The organism is Arthrobacter sp. SW1 (assembly GCF_001766675.1).
GTDB lineage: Bacteria > Actinomycetota > Actinomycetes > Actinomycetales > Micrococcaceae > Arthrobacter.
Genome location: NZ_MJLT01000001.1, coordinates 451,179 through 468,013, shown reverse-complemented (window position 1 = coordinate 468,013; position 16,835 = coordinate 451,179). Strand labels below are relative to the sequence as shown.

11 protein-coding genes and 2 tRNA genes are annotated in these 16,835 nt (G+C 66.3%); 11 read left to right on the top strand and 2 right to left on the bottom strand.

Annotated features, from left to right (window positions below):
- Positions 1-116 precede the first annotated feature (116 nt).
- From BIU82_RS02200 to BIU82_RS02165, 8 genes are all read left to right on the top strand, one after another.
- Positions 117-1,151, top strand: a complete 1,035-nt coding sequence (locus BIU82_RS02200) for a S16 family serine protease (RefSeq protein ID WP_253182663.1) — start codon at positions 117-119, stop codon at positions 1,149-1,151.
- 129 nt (positions 1,152-1,280) lie between these two features.
- The gene (locus BIU82_RS02195) at positions 1,281-4,292 is read left to right on the top strand and encodes a UPF0182 family protein (RefSeq protein WP_070347794.1); all 3,012 of its coding nucleotides are present in this window, start codon (positions 1,281-1,283) and stop codon (positions 4,290-4,292) included.
- Between the two features lie 165 nt (positions 4,293-4,457).
- A tRNA-Met gene (locus BIU82_RS02190) sits at positions 4,458-4,531 on the top strand.
- Positions 4,532-4,664: 133 nt separating this feature from the next.
- Positions 4,665-4,738: transfer RNA gene (locus BIU82_RS02185), tRNA-Met, on the top strand.
- 72 nt (positions 4,739-4,810) lie between these two features.
- Entirely contained in the window at positions 4,811-6,532 is a 1,722-nt protein-coding gene (locus tag BIU82_RS02180) for a LuxR C-terminal-related transcriptional regulator (RefSeq protein WP_139146463.1), read from the top strand.
- 129 nt (positions 6,533-6,661) lie between these two features.
- Positions 6,662-7,495 (top strand): alpha/beta hydrolase, encoded by an 834-nt coding sequence (locus BIU82_RS02175; RefSeq protein ID WP_083292142.1) that lies wholly within the window; start codon positions 6,662-6,664, stop codon positions 7,493-7,495.
- A gap of 178 nt (positions 7,496-7,673) precedes the next feature.
- Positions 7,674-8,603, top strand: coding sequence for a cytochrome b/b6 domain-containing protein (locus tag BIU82_RS02170; protein WP_070347792.1), 930 nt, complete (start codon positions 7,674-7,676; stop codon positions 8,601-8,603).
- A gap of 40 nt (positions 8,604-8,643) precedes the next feature.
- Positions 8,644-9,789 carry an acyl-CoA dehydrogenase family protein gene (locus BIU82_RS02165; RefSeq protein ID WP_070347791.1) on the top strand — a complete coding sequence of 382 codons (1,146 nt, stop codon included), beginning with the start codon at positions 8,644-8,646 and terminating at the stop codon, positions 9,787-9,789.
- Between the two features lie 94 nt (positions 9,790-9,883).
- On the opposite strand, the gene BIU82_RS02160 is transcribed toward BIU82_RS02165, so the two are convergent.
- A complete protein-coding gene (locus BIU82_RS02160) occupies positions 9,884-10,672 on the bottom strand; it encodes a PspA/IM30 family protein (RefSeq protein ID WP_070347790.1) in 789 nt (262 codons plus the stop codon).
- Between the two features lie 100 nt (positions 10,673-10,772).
- Positions 10,773-12,839: a TPM domain-containing protein gene (locus BIU82_RS02155; RefSeq protein ID WP_171906472.1), complete on the bottom strand. Its 2,067-nt coding sequence runs from the start codon at positions 12,837-12,839 to the stop codon at positions 10,773-10,775.
- Positions 12,840-13,185: 346 nt separating this feature from the next.
- Between BIU82_RS02155 and BIU82_RS02150 the strand changes: the two genes are divergently transcribed.
- The 3 genes from BIU82_RS02150 (at position 13,186) to BIU82_RS02140 (ending at position 16,832) form a co-directional block, all read left to right on the top strand.
- Positions 13,186-14,847 (top strand): trypsin-like peptidase domain-containing protein, encoded by a 1,662-nt coding sequence (locus BIU82_RS02150; RefSeq protein WP_070347789.1) that lies wholly within the window; start codon positions 13,186-13,188, stop codon positions 14,845-14,847.
- Positions 14,848-15,071: 224 nt separating this feature from the next.
- Positions 15,072-15,863: an electron transfer flavoprotein subunit beta/FixA family protein gene (locus BIU82_RS02145; protein WP_070347788.1), complete on the top strand. Its 792-nt coding sequence runs from the start codon at positions 15,072-15,074 to the stop codon at positions 15,861-15,863.
- Positions 15,864-15,878: 15 nt separating this feature from the next.
- Positions 15,879-16,832, top strand: coding sequence for an electron transfer flavoprotein subunit alpha/FixB family protein (locus BIU82_RS02140; RefSeq protein WP_070347787.1), 954 nt, complete (start codon positions 15,879-15,881; stop codon positions 16,830-16,832).
- Positions 16,833-16,835: the final 3 nt, after the last annotated feature.

Below are 16,835 nucleotides of genomic sequence, written 5' to 3'. Positions count from 1 at the left end.
CGCCGAACCCCGGGGACGACCGGAGTACCGGAAATTTCGACGACGGCGGCCAGCAAGCGGGTGCCGGCGCACCTTTCGCGGCGACCCGGCCGGGTCCGCAGCGGAGCGGCCGCTATATGGCGATGCTGGTATCGGGCGCCCTTGCGGTGCTGCTCGGCATTGCCGCGGTGGCCCTTCCGGTGCCCTACGTCGTGGAATCTCCAGGCCCCACCTTCAACACCATCGGCTCGGACAACGGGAAACCGGTCATCTCGGTCACCGGCCATGAGAGCTTCCCCGCCAAGGGCAACCTCGACCTCACCACCGTCTACATCAACGGCGGCCCCAACGGGCCCGTGAGCCTGCTGGAAGCATTCCAGGCATGGCTCGATGGGTCTAAGGCCGTTTATCCCGAGGAACTGATCTACCCCAAGGGCACCACCAAGGAGGAATCCGAGCAGGAGAGCGCCCTGGCCATGACGTCTTCGCAGGAGAACGCCGTGGCCGCTGCCCTGAAGGAACTGGGTATCAGCTACGAGCAGAAGCTGGAAGTGGCCGAACTCAGTGAGAACTCGGCGTCCGAGGGCAAGCTCCGCAAGGGCGATACCTTTACATCGATCAACGGCAAGGCCGTGACGTCCCTTGCCGTCATCCAAAGCGAACTGGCCGCTACCGCGGGCGCTCCCGCCGCCGTCGCGGTCCAACGGGATGGCAAGGCGGTCAGCGTCAGCATCACCCCGCGCAAGAGCGAGAGCGGCCGCTGGCTTCTCGGCGTCGCCCTGCAGTACAAGTTCACCTTCCCCTTTGACGTGAAGATTTCCCTCGAAGACGTTGGCGGCCCGAGTGCCGGCATGATGTTCGCGCTGGGCATCATGGACAGCGTCACCCCCGGAGACCTCACCGGCGGGAAGCACATCGCCGGTACCGGAACGATCTCCCCGGAAGGCGTGGTGGGCCCGATCGGCGGCATTGCCCAGAAGATGCACGGTGCCCGCGCCGAGGGAGCCACGATGTTCCTGGCGCCGGCCGCAAACTGCGAGGACGTCGTCGGCCACATTCCCGACGGACTGCAGGTGGTGAAAGTGGAGACTCTTGACGATGCCGAAACGGCCGTAAAGCGCCTTGCCGCAGGGGAGGACACCTCCGGATTGCCGGCCTGCACGAAGAACTAGACTGGCGGTGGAACTTAGCTCCGCTGCCACTCGTGGCATAAGTGACGGCTCCCGGTGCTGCGCGCCGGGCCGGCCGACACACACCCGCACTGACCCGTAAATCTGACAACGAGCTATGAGGTACCTGGTTTGTCCCGTCCTGCAAGCACCCGCCCGCCCGGAAGACCGCCGCTGAGACGGGGTGCCCTGACGCCCACGTTGATCGTGGTCGCCCTCGTTGTGGTGGCCTTCGTGTTCTTCTCCAATGTGTGGACCGACGTCCTCTGGTACCAGCAGCTTGGCTTCTTCGAGGTCTACATCCGGGAGAACCTGGCCCGCATCCTGACCTTCCTGGCCGGATTCATCCTGATGTTCGCTGCTGTGTACGCGTCCATCCGCCTGGCCTACCGCGCCCGGCCCGTCTATGCGCCGGACTCGGACGTGCGGGACAACCTCAGCCGTTATCAGGTGCAGCTTGAACCGGTGCGCCGCGTCGTGATGATCGGCCTGCCCGTGCTCTTCGGCCTTTTCGCCGGCAGCGCCGCGGCCAGCCAGTGGCAGAAGGCTCTCCTGTTCTTCAACCAGGAGCAGTTCGGCCAACAGGATCCGCAGTTCGGCCTGGACATCAGCTTCTACCTGATGAGCCTGCCGTTCCTGGGCTTCGTCACCGGATTCCTGATCAGCGTGGTGGTGGTAGCCGGCGTCGCAGGCATCCTGACCCATTACCTGTACGGCAGCATCCGCCTGATGGAACGCGGCGTCTTCACCAGCCGCGCCGCCCAGATCCACCTTGCCGTCAGCGGTGCACTGTTCCTGCTCCTGCTCGGTGCCAACTTCTGGCTCGATGTCTACGCCACCGTGCAGAACAACTCCGGCCGCTGGGCGGGTGCGCTGTACACCGACGTCACCGCCGTCGTGCCCACCAAGTCAATCCTCGCCGTCGCCGCAGTATTGGTGGCAGTCCTGTTCATCGTGGCCGCCGTGATCGGCCGCTGGCGCCTGCCGGTGATCGGCACGGCCATGCTGATCATCACCTCCATCCTGGCCGGCGGTGTGTACCCGTGGGTCATCCAGCAGTTCCAGGTCCGCCCCTCGGAACAGACCTTGGAGAAGGACTACATCGAGCGCAACATCACCATGACCCGGGCCGCCTACGGCCTGGACAAGGTGCAGGTCCAGCCGTACAAGGCCACCACCACCGCCAGCAGCGGAGCCTTGGCAAAGGATGCCCAGACGGCCGCGAACATCCGCTTGCTCGACCCGAACCTGGTGTCCTCGGCGTTCGGCCAGCTGGAACAGTACCGCCCGTACTACCAGTTCCCGAAGGCCCTGAACGTTGACCGCTACACCGTGGACGGCAAAGTCCAGGACACCGTCATCGCGGTCCGCGAACTGAATGCCGAAGGCATCAGCAGCGGCCAGCAGACCTGGTACAACAAGCACATCGTCTACACGCACGGCTACGGCGTCGTCGCGGCCAAGGGCAACAAGTTCACGGCTGACGGCAAGCCCGATTTCCTGCTCTCCGGCATTCCGTCCAGCGGCGCCCTCGGCAACGATTCGAGCTACCAGCCGCGGATCTACTTCGGGGAGAGCACCACGGACTACTCGGTGGTCGGCGCGCCCGAAGGATCCCCGCACCGCGAGCAGGACCGGCCGGCAGGCAGGGACGGGTCCACCGACACCCAGTACACCTTCACCGGCAACGGCGGCCCGAACGTGGGCAACTGGTTCAACCGCCTGCTGTACTCGATGAAGTTCCAGTCCTCGGACCTGCTGCTTTCCGATGGCGTCAACGAGAAGTCCCAGATCCTCTACGACCGCACCCCGCGTGAGCGCGTCGAGAAGGTGGCTCCCTACCTCACCGTGGACGGCAACGCCTACCCGGCCGTGGTCGACGGGCGCGTGAAGTGGATCGTGGACGGGTACACCACCAGCCAGTACTACCCGTACTCCCAGCAGCAGCAGCTGCAGAACATCACGGCTGACACCCAGACCAGCACGGGACGTGCCGCGGTGCTGCCGAACAGCACGGTGAACTACATCCGCAACTCCGTCAAGGCGACCGTGGATGCCTATGACGGCTCGGTCACCCTGTACGCCTGGGACGACCAGGACCCCATCCTGAAGTCCTGGCAGAAGATCTTCCCCAGCACCATCAAGCCGTACAGCGAAATGTCCGGCCAGCTGATGAGCCACGTGCGCTATCCGGAAGACCTCTTCAAGGTCCAGCGCGAACTCCTCGGCCGCTACCACGTGACCAACCCGGACCGCTTCTACAACAACAACGATGCGTGGAGCGTGCCGAACGATCCCACCGTCAACGTTTCTCCGGGAACCGAGGCTCCCAAGCAGCCGCCGTTCTACATGTCCCTGCAAATGCCGGGCCAGACCAAGCCGGCCTTCCAGTTGACGTCCTCGTTCATCCCGCAGGTGGTCAACGGCAACGCCCGCAACATCCTGTACGGCTTCCTGTCCGCTGATTCGGACGCCGGAAGCACCAAGGGCGTGAAGGGCGAAGGCTACGGGCAGCTGCGCCTGCTCCAGCTGCCCACCGACTCGCAGGTGCCCGGCCCCGGCCAGGCGCAGAACAAGTTCAACTCCGACCCCGAGGTCTCCCGGGAATTGAACCTGCTGCGCCAGGGTGCCTCCGATGTGCTCAACGGCAACCTCCTGACCCTTCCGGTGGGCGGTGGCCTGCTCTACGTGCAGCCGGTGTACCTGAAGTCCACGGGTGAAACCTCGTACCCCACACTGCAGCGCGTGCTCGTGGCCTTCGGTGACAAGGTGGGCTTCGCCGCGACCTTGGACGAGGCTTTGGACGAACTCTTCGGCGGCGATTCCGGTGCCGCGGCAGGTGACTCGGACAACAACGGCCAGACACCGAACAAGCCCACCACGCCCACCTCGCCGAAGCCGGGTGTTGAGGACGCCAAGGCCGACCTCAAGGCGGCACTGGATGAAGCCAACAAGGCGATCACGGATGGCCAGGCCGCCCTCGCCAAGGGCGACTTCGCCGGGTACGGCGCCCAGCAGAGCAAGCTGGCAGCGGCACTGAAGAAGGCCCTCGACGCCGAAGCGCGTCTTGTGGTGACGCCGGCACCGAGTGCGTCGCCGTCGCCCACTGCGACGCCGACGCCGACCCCCACCCAGGGCGGCTAGCCAGCCGGAATCGGGTCCTTTGGAAGCCGGTGTCCGCCGTTTGCGGCGGACACCGGCTTCCGCCGCCTCGGGGGCGGGCCGGCCCGCCATGGAGCGAGGGGAGACGGACATCACGTCGCCTCGATTTGGCCGGGCATTCACCTGACGGTAAAGTAGTTTGTGCGCCGCGGGGTGGAGCAGTTCGGTAGCTCGCTGGGCTCATAACCCAGAGGTCACAGGTTCAAATCCTGTCCCCGCAACTGAAAGAAAGATCCGGATCAGTGAAAGCTGGTCCGGATCTTTTGTTTTCCCAGGGCTTCCTGCGAGGAATGGACCGCCCCTCGGAGGAGTGGTCAGTGGCCCGCCAAAAATAGGGTAGAGTGGAACCTGCGCCGCGGGGTGGAGCAGTTCGGTAGCTCGCTGGGCTCATAACCCAGAGGTCACAGGTTCAAATCCTGTCCCCGCAACTGAAGGAAAGATCCGGATCAGTGAAAACTGGTCCGGATCTTTTGTTTTCCCACCCTTCCCGCCCTGCACAGGTGACTCTTGCCGCGCGGCTGACTCTTGCGGTGCGGCAGGGACCGCTGGATTCTGGTAGTGCCGGGCAGCCGGCGGCAATCGACAGCGGCGACGAGCGGATGCGGGCGGTGGCGGAGCTGGACGAAGACCTCCTGGAACGGGCACGGCGCTTGTATGCGGCCCGGGAATGGACTGCGGCCGCGGATGCTTTCGGCAGCATTGATCCGGCCCGACTGACGGCCGTGGACCTGGCGGCGTCAGCGGATGCGGCATGGTGGAGCGGCCGGATCGACGACTGCATCAGGCTCAACGGCGAGGCATGCCGGGCCTTCGCTTCCGCTTCGCGGCCGGTCGATGCCGTGGCGGTCGCCTTCCGGGTAGGCGTCTTCCATCTGGCGCGGGGTGAGCAGTCCTTGGGCGCGGGGTGGCTCGGCCATGCAGAGCGGCTCCTGGAGGGTTGTCCCGAGGGCCGTGTCCACGGTTTGCTGGACTCGTTGACGGGCCTTGACGCCAACCTCATGGCAGGCCGGCCTGCTGCCGCGTTGGAGACGGCCCGGAAAATCATCGATCTTGGACGCCGCCTGGATGACCCGGTGCTGCTCGCTGTCGGGATCAACGGAGAAGGCCGTGCGCTCGCGATGTCCGGCGAGGTGGCCGGCGGACTGGCCCTGCTGGACGAAGTGATGGTAACGGTCCAGCAGGGCCGGCTCGATCCCTTCATGACCGGAGTCCTGTATTGCCACACGATCGCGGCCTGCCATGATCTGGGCGATATCCGCCGGATGCGCACATGGACGGAGCTCGCTGAAGAGTGGCTGAGCTCCGTCCCTGCGGAGGCCGTTTTCAGTGCCATGTGTGCCGTGCACCGGGTGCAGCTGAAAATGGTGCGCGGGGAATGGGCGCAGGCCGAGTCCTTGGCGGCTGGGTTGATCGAGGCGCTGGACGCCAACCGCACCGACTACGCCGCACAAGCGTGGTATCTCGTCGGCGAGGCCCGGCGGCTGCGGGGGCAGGAGGACGCCGCTGAGGCCTACGCCGAAGCCCATGCCCGCGGACTGGACCCGCAACCCGGAAGCGCACTGCTCCAGCTCGCGGCGGGGCACCCCGGTGCTGCCTTTGCGTCGCTCTCGGCCGCGCTTGCTGCCGCTGGCCAGCTCCCTCTGCGCCGGGCGGTACTGTGCTCCGCAATGGTGGACATCGCGATTGCCGCGGGTGAGCTCCAGTCCGCAGCGGACGCCGCCTTGGAGCTCGACGAGGCAGCGGTTGCGTATGCGACGTCGGGCTTGGAGGCGATGGCGGCGACCGCCCGCGGAACGGTGCTGCTTGTGCACGGAAAAGCCGCGGAGGCGCTGCCGCTGCTTCGCGACGCATGCACCCGGTGGTACGGGCTCGGCTCGGACTACGACGCGGCCAAGTGCTGCCAGGGCCTGGCCCGGGCATACGGCGAGCTGGGCGACGCGGCGTCCGCCGGCAGGGAGGCGGCCCGGGCACAGGAGATCTTCACCCGGCTTGGTGCGGCGGAAGCGTCCCTGGATGCCCCGGACGGCCTGTCCCCGCGCGAGTGCCAGGTCCTCCAACTCGTGGCGGAGGGTTGCTCCAACCGGCAGATCGGCGCGGCATTGTTCATCAGCGACCGCACCGTGGCCCGGCACCTGACGAACATCTATAACAAGATCGGCGCCACGTCCCGGACCCAGGCTGCGCGCTATGCAATAGCCCATCGCTTGGCCGGGGCCCGCTGAGGCCCTACGCGCTTTTGCGTAGCTGATGCCGCGAAGGTGGCCGCTTTTGCCGATGCCGGCGCGACCCCGCGCTCCCTACCGTCGGAGGTAGAGCACCGAAACACGGTGCCTCCACGCAAGGAGCGGATCATGAAAGACAAAGTGCAAGTGGCCATCTCCGCCGATGGCACGGAAATTGTCGGGCGTGTCCGGGGAGAGGGGCCACCGCTCGTGCTTGTCCACGGCGGATGGGGCGACGGCGAAGTCGCCTACGAGGCCCTCGTGCCGCAGCTCTCCGGGCGGTTCACCTGCTACACACCCAGCACCCGCGGGCGGGGCCTGTCCGGCGACAATCCCGATCACACCGCCGGCCGGCTTGTCGAAGACCTGGTGGCGTTCATCGACATGGTCGGCGCGCCCGTGTACCTGCTGGGTTGGTCGGGCATCGAAGCCGTTCTCGGTGCTGCCGCGCAGAGCTCCTCCGTAGCCGCCGTGGCCATCTTCGAAGGCTACATTCCCACGGTGGCCGGGCCTGGCGAGCTGGCCGCGCTGGGAGCCGCCATCGAGCGCGCGGCCGCGCCCGCCGTCGTCGGGAACCTGGCGGATGCCGCGCGGTCCTTCGCCCCGTACGTCATCAACGACGCTGAACACGCGGCGCTGCCTCCGGATTTCCATGAGCAGTGGGGGCGCAGCATCCCTGCCATGCTGCGGTATTTCCAGCAGAACGCGACGGCGGAAGGACCGAGAATGTACGACGCCGGCCGGCTCGCCAAGGTGTCCGCCCCGGTGCTCGCCTTGTGGGGAACACGCACCACCCACCCCGCGTTTGTACGGGAGTCCGCCCGGTACCTGGCGGAGCATGTGGCCCGCGGGGAGGTCCGCGAACTGGAGGGCGCCGGCCACTTCGCGCCCGTCGTGGCACCGGAACTGCTGGGTGGAGAATTGACTGCCTTCTTCGACGGCGTGCGCGCCCATGGTGAATAGTTGGATTTCCTAGTATTCTCGGTTCAGGACGCCCGGACGGCAGCTGGAAGCCGCCGTCGGGAGCGTCCGAGGGCCGCAAGCGAATGCTGGCGTAACAGGCGTTGGCTGCGGCGGGCGAAAGCCTGTTAGCTTGATGCGTCCGTGATTGCGAAAGTTCCCCCGAGAGGTGTCTGCGAAGATGTCCGCCCCCACCAAGAAGCCGTCAGTCAAGCAAAGCAAATGGTTCCGGCCCGCCGTGGCCGTTTCCGCCGCCCTGCTGCTGCTTCTGCTGCTCGTGCTGCTGGCCAAATGGTTCACGGGCACCACCGCCGGACAGTCGTTCCTGCATGACTACCCCGGCCATTCGGAGCTCCCGGAAGGCGCGCCCGTAGGATTCCCTGTCTGGCTCAGCTGGCAGCACTTCTTCAACATGTTCTTCCTGGTGCTCATCGTCCGCTCCGGCTGGCAGGTCCGCACGGCCAAGCGCCCTCCGGCCTATTGGACCCGGAACAACAAGGGCCTGATCCGCACCAGGAACGCGCCCACCAAGATGAGCCTGGACCTGTGGTTCCACCTCACCCTGGACGCTCTCTGGGTGCTCAACGGCGTTGTGTTCATCATCCTGCTTTTCGCCACTGGCCACTGGGTGAGGATCGTGCCCACCAGCTGGGATGTCTTCCCCAACGCGGTCTCCGCAGGCATCCAGTACCTGTCCCTGAACTGGCCCGTTGAGGACGGCTGGGTCAACTACAACGCCCTCCAGCTCCTGACGTACTTCGCCACGGTGTTCATCGCCGCGCCGCTGGCCATCATCACCGGCCTGCGCACCTCCTCGGCCTGGCCCAAGAAGGCTGCGGTCAACAAGATCTACCCGATCGAGTTCGCCCGCGCCGTGCATTTCCCGGTGATGATCTACTTCGTGCTGTTCACGTTCGTGCACATCACTCTCGTGCTGGCTACCGGCGCACTGCGCAACCTGAACCACATGTACGGCGGCAGCACCGACGAGAACTGGATCGGTTTCGGTATCTTCGCCGCATCACTTGCCGTGATCGTGGCTGCCTGGTTCCTGGCCAGGCCCCTGTTCCTTCGCCCCATCGCATCCTTGACGGGGAAGGTCAGTAAATAGCACCTGGCAAACAGCCGGCCAACCCGGATAAGGAGTGCGCATGTTCGAGCTCAACGAAGAGCAGCAGGCAGTAGTGGAAATGGTGCGCGACTTCGCGGCAACAGCGATCGCCCCGCACGCGGCTGAATGGGACGAACAGAAACACTTCCCCGTGGACGTGCTGAAGGAAGCCGGCGGGCTGGGCATGGGCGGCATCTACGTCGGCGAGGAATTCGGCGGCTCCGGACTTGGCCGGATGGACGCCGTGCTGATCTTCGAGGAGCTCTCCAAGGCGGACCCGAGCATCGCCGCCTACATCTCCATCCACAACATGGTGGCCTGGATGGTGGATGCCTTCGGAAACGAGGAGCAGCGGGCCGCCTGGGTACCGCAGCTCGCCTCCATGGAAATCCTGGGCAGCTACTGCCTCACCGAGCCGGGCGCGGGTTCCGACGCCGCGGCGCTCACCACCAAGGCCGTGCGCGACGGCGACGATTACCTTTTGACGGGCACCAAGCAGTTCATCTCCGGGGCCGGGGCCGCCGGGGTGTACATCGTGATGGCCCGCACCTCGGATTCGGGCAGCCACGGCATCACGGCCTTCCTGGTCCCGGGTGAGGCACCGGGCCTGTCCTTCGGGCCCAACGAAAAGAAGATGGGCTGGAACGCCCAGCCCACCCGCCAGGTCATTTTCGACGGAGTCAGGGTGCCTGCCGCCAACATGCTGGGGGAGGAAGGCGGCGGCTTCGCCATTGCGATGAAGGGCCTGAACGGCGGGCGGCTGAACATCGGGGCCTGTTCGCTTGGCGGTGGCCAGGCAGCGATGGAGAAATCCATCGCCTACCTGAGCGGCCGCTCCGCATTCGGCGGCCCGCTCATCAAGCAGCAGGCGCTCCTGTTCGACATCGCGGACATGGACACCGAGCTGGAAACCGCCCGGACCCTGCTCCTGCGGGCAGCTGACGCCCTGGAAAGGGGAGCGCCGGACACCGTCCGCCTGTGCGCCATGGCCAAGCGGGTGGCCACCGATGCCGGCTTCAACGTAGCCAACAAAGCCGTCCAGTTGCACGGCGGCTACGGCTATCTTTCCGAGTACGGCCTGGAGAAGATCCTGCGGGACCTCCGTGTCCACCAGATCCTGGAAGGCAGCAACGAGATCATGCAGCTCATCATCGGCCGCATGGCGGTGGAAGCGAAACGAGGCTAAGCGCGGCCGGATGCGTGCCTGAAACGGCGAGAGCCCGGTTCCCCGTCCTTTCGGACCGGGAACCGGGCTCTTGGTCTATCGCCGGTGGGCGGGCTTAGAGCTTGTCGAAGTCCGCTTCGTTGATGGCCGGGGTGGCGGGTGCTGCCGAGCCGCTGCCGATGGCCGCCGTCGAACCGCCGGACTTCAGCGCCGCAAGGCGGGCTTCGATCTCGCTCTGCTCGCCGAGGTCCTCAAGCTGGTTGAACTGCGCGTCGAGGCTGGATGCGGCGAGTTCCTGCTGTCCGAGGACCTTGGCTTCTTCGCGGCGGATCTTTTCTTCGAAGCGGCCAACCTCGCTGGTGGGATCCATGATGTCGATGCTCTTGAGGGCGTCGTGCACCTGGGACTGCGCAGCGGCGGTCTTGGAGCGGGCCACCAGTTCGTTGCGCTTGGCGGTGAGCTGGTTGAGCTTGTTCTTCATCTGGTCCAGGCCGGCCTTGAGGCGGTCCACCACCTCGGTCTGCGAGGCGATGTTCGGCTCCGCTGCCTTGGCTTCGCTTTCGGCAGTGATTTGGCGCTGGATGGCCACCTTGGCCAGGTTGTCGAACTTCTCGGCATCGGCGGTGTCTCCGGCAGCGCGGTATTCATCGGCCTTGCGGGACGCGGCGAGGGCCTTGTTGCCCCAGTCCTGGGCGTTCTTGATGTCCTCGTTGTAGTCGGCCTGGAGCATGCGCAGGTTGCCGATCGTCTGGGCCACCGCGGACTCTGCCTCGGCAATGTTGTTCGTGTAGTCACGGACCATCTGGTCCAGCATCTTCTGCGGATCCTCAGCCTGGTCGAGCAAGGCATTGATGTTCGCCTTGGCGAGCTGTGCGATCCTGCCGAAAATGGACTGCTTAACCATGGTGTTGCCTTTCGTCCTGCTCAGTGGGTTTCACTGAATCCAGTGATCAGTTGTTGTACCGCTTCTACGTGGGGCAGGTGCCCCGCCTAGTCTTTGTTGGCTAGAAGTCGCCGCCGCCACCGGAATCGCCGCCCCAGTCGCCGCCGCCACCCCAGCCTCCGCCGTCGCCGCCGCCTCCGAAGAAGCCGCCGCCGTCACCGCCGTCGTTGTGACCGCCGCCCCAGCCGCCTCCGCCGCTGTTGAAGATGGAGTTGATGAGGATGCCGCCCAGGATGGCGCCGCCCAGGCCGCCGCCACCACCGCCGCCGAACATGCCGCCGCTGTTGTAGCCCTGGTTGGCGTAGCCGCCGAACTGCTCGACGTCGGACTGCGCCACTTGGGCGGCCTGCGCCGCCAGCGCGTGGGCCTGCTGCGCATAGGCCAAAGCGGTCACGGGATCGTTCCGGGAAATGGAGAGTGCGTAGTCCAGGTTCCGTTGCGCCTCGGCGAGGCGGGTGCGGGCCTCGGTACCGACACCGCCGCGGCGGGCGGTGATGTAGTCCGAGGTGGCGCTGATCTGTGCCTGGGCAGCCATGATGGTCTGCTGCAGCGAAGCCTGCGCACGGCGGGACTGCTCCTGCTGGTCGCGGATGCCGCCGAGGGACTGGTCGAGAGCCTGGTGCGCCTTCTCCACCTTGTCCAGCGTGGCGATGGGGTCGATCTTGCCGGATCGGATCTCGGCCTTCACCTGCGCCAGTGCGGATTCAACGCCGGCCACGGGACCGGTCAGCTCGGGGTGCGCCCCGGACTGGATCATGGCCTTGGCCTGTGCCAGGTCCTGGCTGGTGTCCACCACCGCGGATTCCAGCGCGGTGCGCGCCTCGTCGAGGCTGCCGGAGAGCTTGGAGATCGCGTCCAGCAGGACGTTGGTCTGGTGCAGCCCCTCTTCTGCGGCGCGAACGGCTACGGCGGCGAGGCTGCCTTCACCGGAGGCGAGCTTTTCGCTCGCCGTCTTCTCGGCGTTGTGGACGAACGCGAGGCGTTCCTTCGCCTGCGTGATGTTGTCCGCCACCTGGGTCAGGGCGCTCTCGGCGTATTTAGCACGGAGGTTCTCCAGGGACTGTTCTGCACTGGCGATCTTGGCCTCCGCTTCGCGGGCGCCGCTGCCGATCGTTGCCAAGGCCTGCGGCGCGTTCTTCTCGAGTTCGCGGAGGGAGTCGAAATCGGCTTTCTGCTCGCGAAGCGAGGCGAGGGCCGCTTCCGAGCGGCGGATGATTTCACCCAGCCAGCTGCGCTGCTGTTCCTCGGTGTCCGGGATATGGTCGTCAAGCTGCTGCTGCAGCTTGAAGGACTCCGTCATGTGGCCCTTGGCTTCCTGAAGCGCCTTGGTGAAGTTCCCGACGGCGGAATCACCGTATTGCGCCTGGGCGAAGCCGAGCTCCTGCTCGCTGGACTTGATGGCGTCATCCGCTTCGATCAAGAGGGAGCCGCTCTTGCGGCGGAGTTCCTCGATGCTCATCGATGCCAGGGGATCGGGCTGGCCTTGCTCCGGCGTGTACGTTTCACCGCCTGAAGCGATGGCTCCCTGGCCCTGCTTCTTGCGCCGGTTGCGCAGGTAGAGGTAGGTGCCCACACCGCCTGCGGCAACAACTCCCGCGCCAACCAATACGGCAGCACCGGAACCGCCGCTGCCGGGGACCTCTCCCTTGCCCCCGCCGGCGGCATCGCCGATGGCGGACGCGGCGTCAATGGCGGCCTGCGCGTAGTCTCCCTTGGAGAGCTGCGGGCCGATGGCCTTGCTCTTGATCGTCTCGATCTGGGACTCCGTGAGCTTGGTACCGCCCTTGTTTAGGATGTACTGCCGGGCGTCAGTGGCAACGGCGAAGATCAAGGCGTTGGGCCCAAGGCCCGCTTTTTCCGCCACCTCGTCCGTCCAGGCCTCACGGTTGCTCGGATTTTCGAACTTCTTGACAGTGACAACGTGCAGCACCAAGGAGTGCTCACTTCCGAGCTTTTTGATGGCGTCCTGGACCTCGGACTTCTTGCCGCCGAGTACGCCGGCGGAATCGACGATCTTGCTCGCCGGATCCAGCGTCACCGGGCTCTCGGCCCACGCGGCAGCGGCCGGAAAGGCCAGCATCCCGGTCAGGCCAGCGACGGCAAGGACTCGTTTCAACAGTGACCGCATGCGCAACCCTTCAGCACGTCTGCGACTGGCCCAAGCCGGACCAATCGTCACAGAATGCAGCAGCGCCCCCACGCATGGTTTGTATAGCCGCAGGTCGCTGTGGCAATTCCATTTGATTCTATGGTGCACCCCGAAGACCGTCCACAGCGCCGAATATGCCGCCAGCGAAACCCGGAGAAAAGCCCGAATGCCCGGCGTTGAAGCGGTTTTCCCGTGGCTTCGGTGAAGCCGCCCGGCCGAACCCGGCAACCAGGAACCAGCGTCCAGCAAGCTCACAGCAAACATCCGATTTTGCTCCAGCAAGAGCCGCCATAGTTAAGTGCAGACGAAGACGAAAGGAAGTCCCATGACGGAGAACCCAGTGCAGGGACCGGGCAACGAACGCGACAACGCACGTACGGCCGGCCCGGACAGCAACATCCCGGACAACAACGCTCCGGAGGTTCACCACGGCGCGGCGGGGCAGTCTGCGGATGCAGTTCGGGAGTCCGGCCCCCAGCAGGGGGACCAGGCCACCACCCGCTTGCCGGCCTACCAGCCCGGGCAGCCCGTGTCCCCGGAACAGGCCCGGCATGGCGGCGCATCCACTCCCGGGCCTTCCTACCCGCAGCACCAACCCTTCTATGGCGGTGCGGCCGAGGGGCGCCCGGCGTCCTCCGGATACAGCGCTCCGCAGCCGTACGGCCAACAGCACGCCAGCCAGCAGCCCACCCAGCAATTCGCGCAGCCGGGGGCAAGCCAGCACGGCATCCAGCACGGCCAGCATGGCGCCGCGGCAGGCACGGCGAACGCCAAGCGCAAGCCGGTGTTCGGCGTCGGGACCCTGGTGGCGAGCATCCTCGCGGCCGGCCTGGTGGGCGGCGGAGTGGTGGCAGCGGGCAACCAGCTTTTCGACACCAAGGCCCCTGCCTCGAGCAGCAGCAGCCAAGGCGGCACTGTCATCGTCAATAACAAGGACGATGTCAACGTCATCACGGCGGCGGCCGCCAAGGCTTCGCCGAGCGTGGTCACCATCAAGGCATCCACCAGCGGCGGCGAAGGCGGAACCGGCTCCGGCATCATCATCGATGACCAGGGGCACATCCTCACCAACACGCACGTCGTGACGCTCGACGGCGCAACCGCCAACGCTTCCATCGAGGTCCGGACCCATGACGGCCGGGTCCTGAAGGCCAGCATCGTCGGCACCGACCCCCTGTCGGACCTCGCGGTGATCAAGGTGGAGGACCCTGCCGGGCTTGTCCCCGCAACTCTGGGTGATTCCAGCAAGATCAACGTGGGGGACACCGCCGTCGCGATCGGTTCGCCGCTGGGCCTCACCGGAACGGTGACGGACGGCATCGTTTCCACCCTCAACCGCACCATCAGCGTGGCGTCCTCTGCTGCGCCGAAGGAAGCGCCCGACGGCTCGGACGGCGGCGATGACGAAGGCGGCTTCGAGTTCGCGCCCCCCGGCCAGGGCCGCAGCCAGCGCAGCGCCGACCAAGGCTCCATCTCCATCAACGTGATCCAGACCGACGCAGCCATCAACCCGGGCAACTCCGGCGGCGCCCTGGTCAACAGCAAGGGCGAAGTGATCGGCGTCAACGTGGCCATCGCCTCGGCCGGCAGCGGCACCTCGGACGCCTCGAGCGGCAACATCGGCGTCGGCTTCAGCATCCCGATCAACCACGCCAAGCGGGTTGCCCAGGAAATCATCAAGGACGGCAAGGCCACCCACGGCCAGTTCGGCGTCAGCGTGCAGTCCAAGTCAGCCACCGGCAGCAACTCCGGATTCTCGGTGGGCGCCGAGGTGGCCAGCGTGACCCGTGGTTCGGCCGCTGACAAGGCCGGGGTCAAGGTTGGCGACGTAGTGGTCAAGTTCGCCGGCCGCACCATCAGCGACCCCAACCAGCTGACCGCCGCGGTCCGCGAGGAAGCTGCCGGCGCCACGGTCAAGGCAACCATCCTCCGTGACGGACAGGAGCGCGAAATCGAGGTCACTCTCGACGCCGCACCCCAGGAGTAAGGCAAGGCGGGAAGCGGGCGGCACCATCCGGTGCCGCCCGCTTCCGTGTGCTGCCGGGGCGTCCTGCGGCTGGCTCCGCAACAGGCGTTAACGCAGGCGCTCCGGATTGCGCCGCAATATGCTTAGCTAGGACGAAGCCCGCGAGCCGGGCACCCATGGCCATGCGCCCCGCCGCTGGCCATCCTCAAGCAAGGAAGGCTGCCTCGAACACAGTGGAAGAGACATTGAAGATTGTCGTTCTGGTCAAGCACGTCCCTGACGCGCAGTTCGACCGACACCTCACGGGCCAGGGAAACACCGTTGACCGTGACGAAAGCATCCTCTCGGAACTGGACGAATACGCCCTCGAGGCCGCGTTGCAGCTGAGCGAAGCCCGCGGCGGTGCCAAGGCAGGCAACGAAGTCATTGCCTTGAGCATGGGCCCGGCCGGAGCCGTGAACTCCGTCAAGAAGTCCCTGCAGATCGGTGCCAGCTCGGGCGTGCACCTCAGCGATGACGCGCTGGCCGGCTCCGATGCTGCCGCCACATCTCTCGCCCTGGCCGCGGCCATCCGCTACCTCGGCCCGGTGGACCTGGTACTGACCGGCATGGCTTCCACCGACGGCGAAACCTCCCTGGTCCCGGCCCAGCTGGCCGAGCGCCTCGGCCTTCCGCAGATCACCTTCGCCTCGGCGCTGGAACTGAACGGCAGCACGCTGACCGCGCGCCGCGACGGCGACGGCCACTCCGACACCGTCGAAGCCACGTTGCCTGCCGTCGTCTCGGTGACGGACCAGATCAACGAGCCCCGCTACCCGAACTTCAAGGGCATCCTGGCCGCCAAGAAGAAGAAGATCACCACCCTGGCGCTGTCCGACATCGGCATCGACGCCAGCCAGGTCGGAGCTGCCGGTTCCCTGACCGTCGTCGAAACCGCTGCTGCCCGCCCGCCGCGTACCGCCGGCACCATCATCACGGACGAAGGCGACGCCGGCATCAAGCTGGTTGACTTCCTGGCCGCACAGAAGCTGCTCTAAGAGGACCCAAGACACATGGCAAAAGCACTTGTTTTCATTGACAACCCGGGCGGCGCGCTGAAGAAGAGCAGCCTTGAGCTGCTCACCATCGCCCGTTCGCTGGGCGAGAGCGCGGTGGCTTTCAACGGCGAGCTGAACGACGACGTCGCGGCCTCCATCGCCGCGCACGGCGCCGCAGCGATCTACCGCCCCTCGGCCACCGACCTGGACGGGTACCTCGTGGCGCCGAAGGCCGCTTACCTCGCCGCCGCCGTCGCCGCCTCCGGCGCGGACACCGTGCTGCTGGAAAACTCCGCCGACGGCAAGGAAATCGCCGCGCGGCTCGGCGTGAAGCTGAACGCCGGCGTGATCACCGACGTCGTGGGCGTTGACGCCGACGGAACCGCCCACAAGTCCGTCCTGGCCGGCGCGTACACCACCACCGCGAAGGCGCGTACCGCCGTCGCCGTCCTGACCGTCAAGCCCAACAGCGTCGACGTCGCCGAGGCTCCCGCCGCGGGCGCTCCGGAAACCGTCACGGTCGAGGTACCCGCGGATGCCGCCGCGACCGCCGCGCGCATCACTGCCCGCAGCGAACGCCCCGCCACCGGCCGTCCGGAACTGACCGAAGCGCGCGTCGTCGTGGCCGGCGGCCGCGGTGTCGACGGCGACTTCGGCCCGGTCGAGGCCCTCGCCGATGCCCTGGGCGGCGCCGTCGGTGCCTCCCGCGCGGCAACGGACGCCGGCTGGATCGGACACGATTACCAGGTGGGCCAGACGGGCAAGACCGTTTCGCCCCAGCTGTACATCTCGGCGGGCATTTCCGGCGCCATTCAGCAGAAGGCCGGCATGCAGACCTCCAAGGTGATCGTCGCCATCAACAAGGATGCCGAGTCCCCGGTGTTCGAGATCGCCGACTTCGGCATCATCGGCGACCTCTTCAAGGTCCTTCCGCAGGCAACCGAAGAGATCAAGAAGCGGAAAGGCTGATCC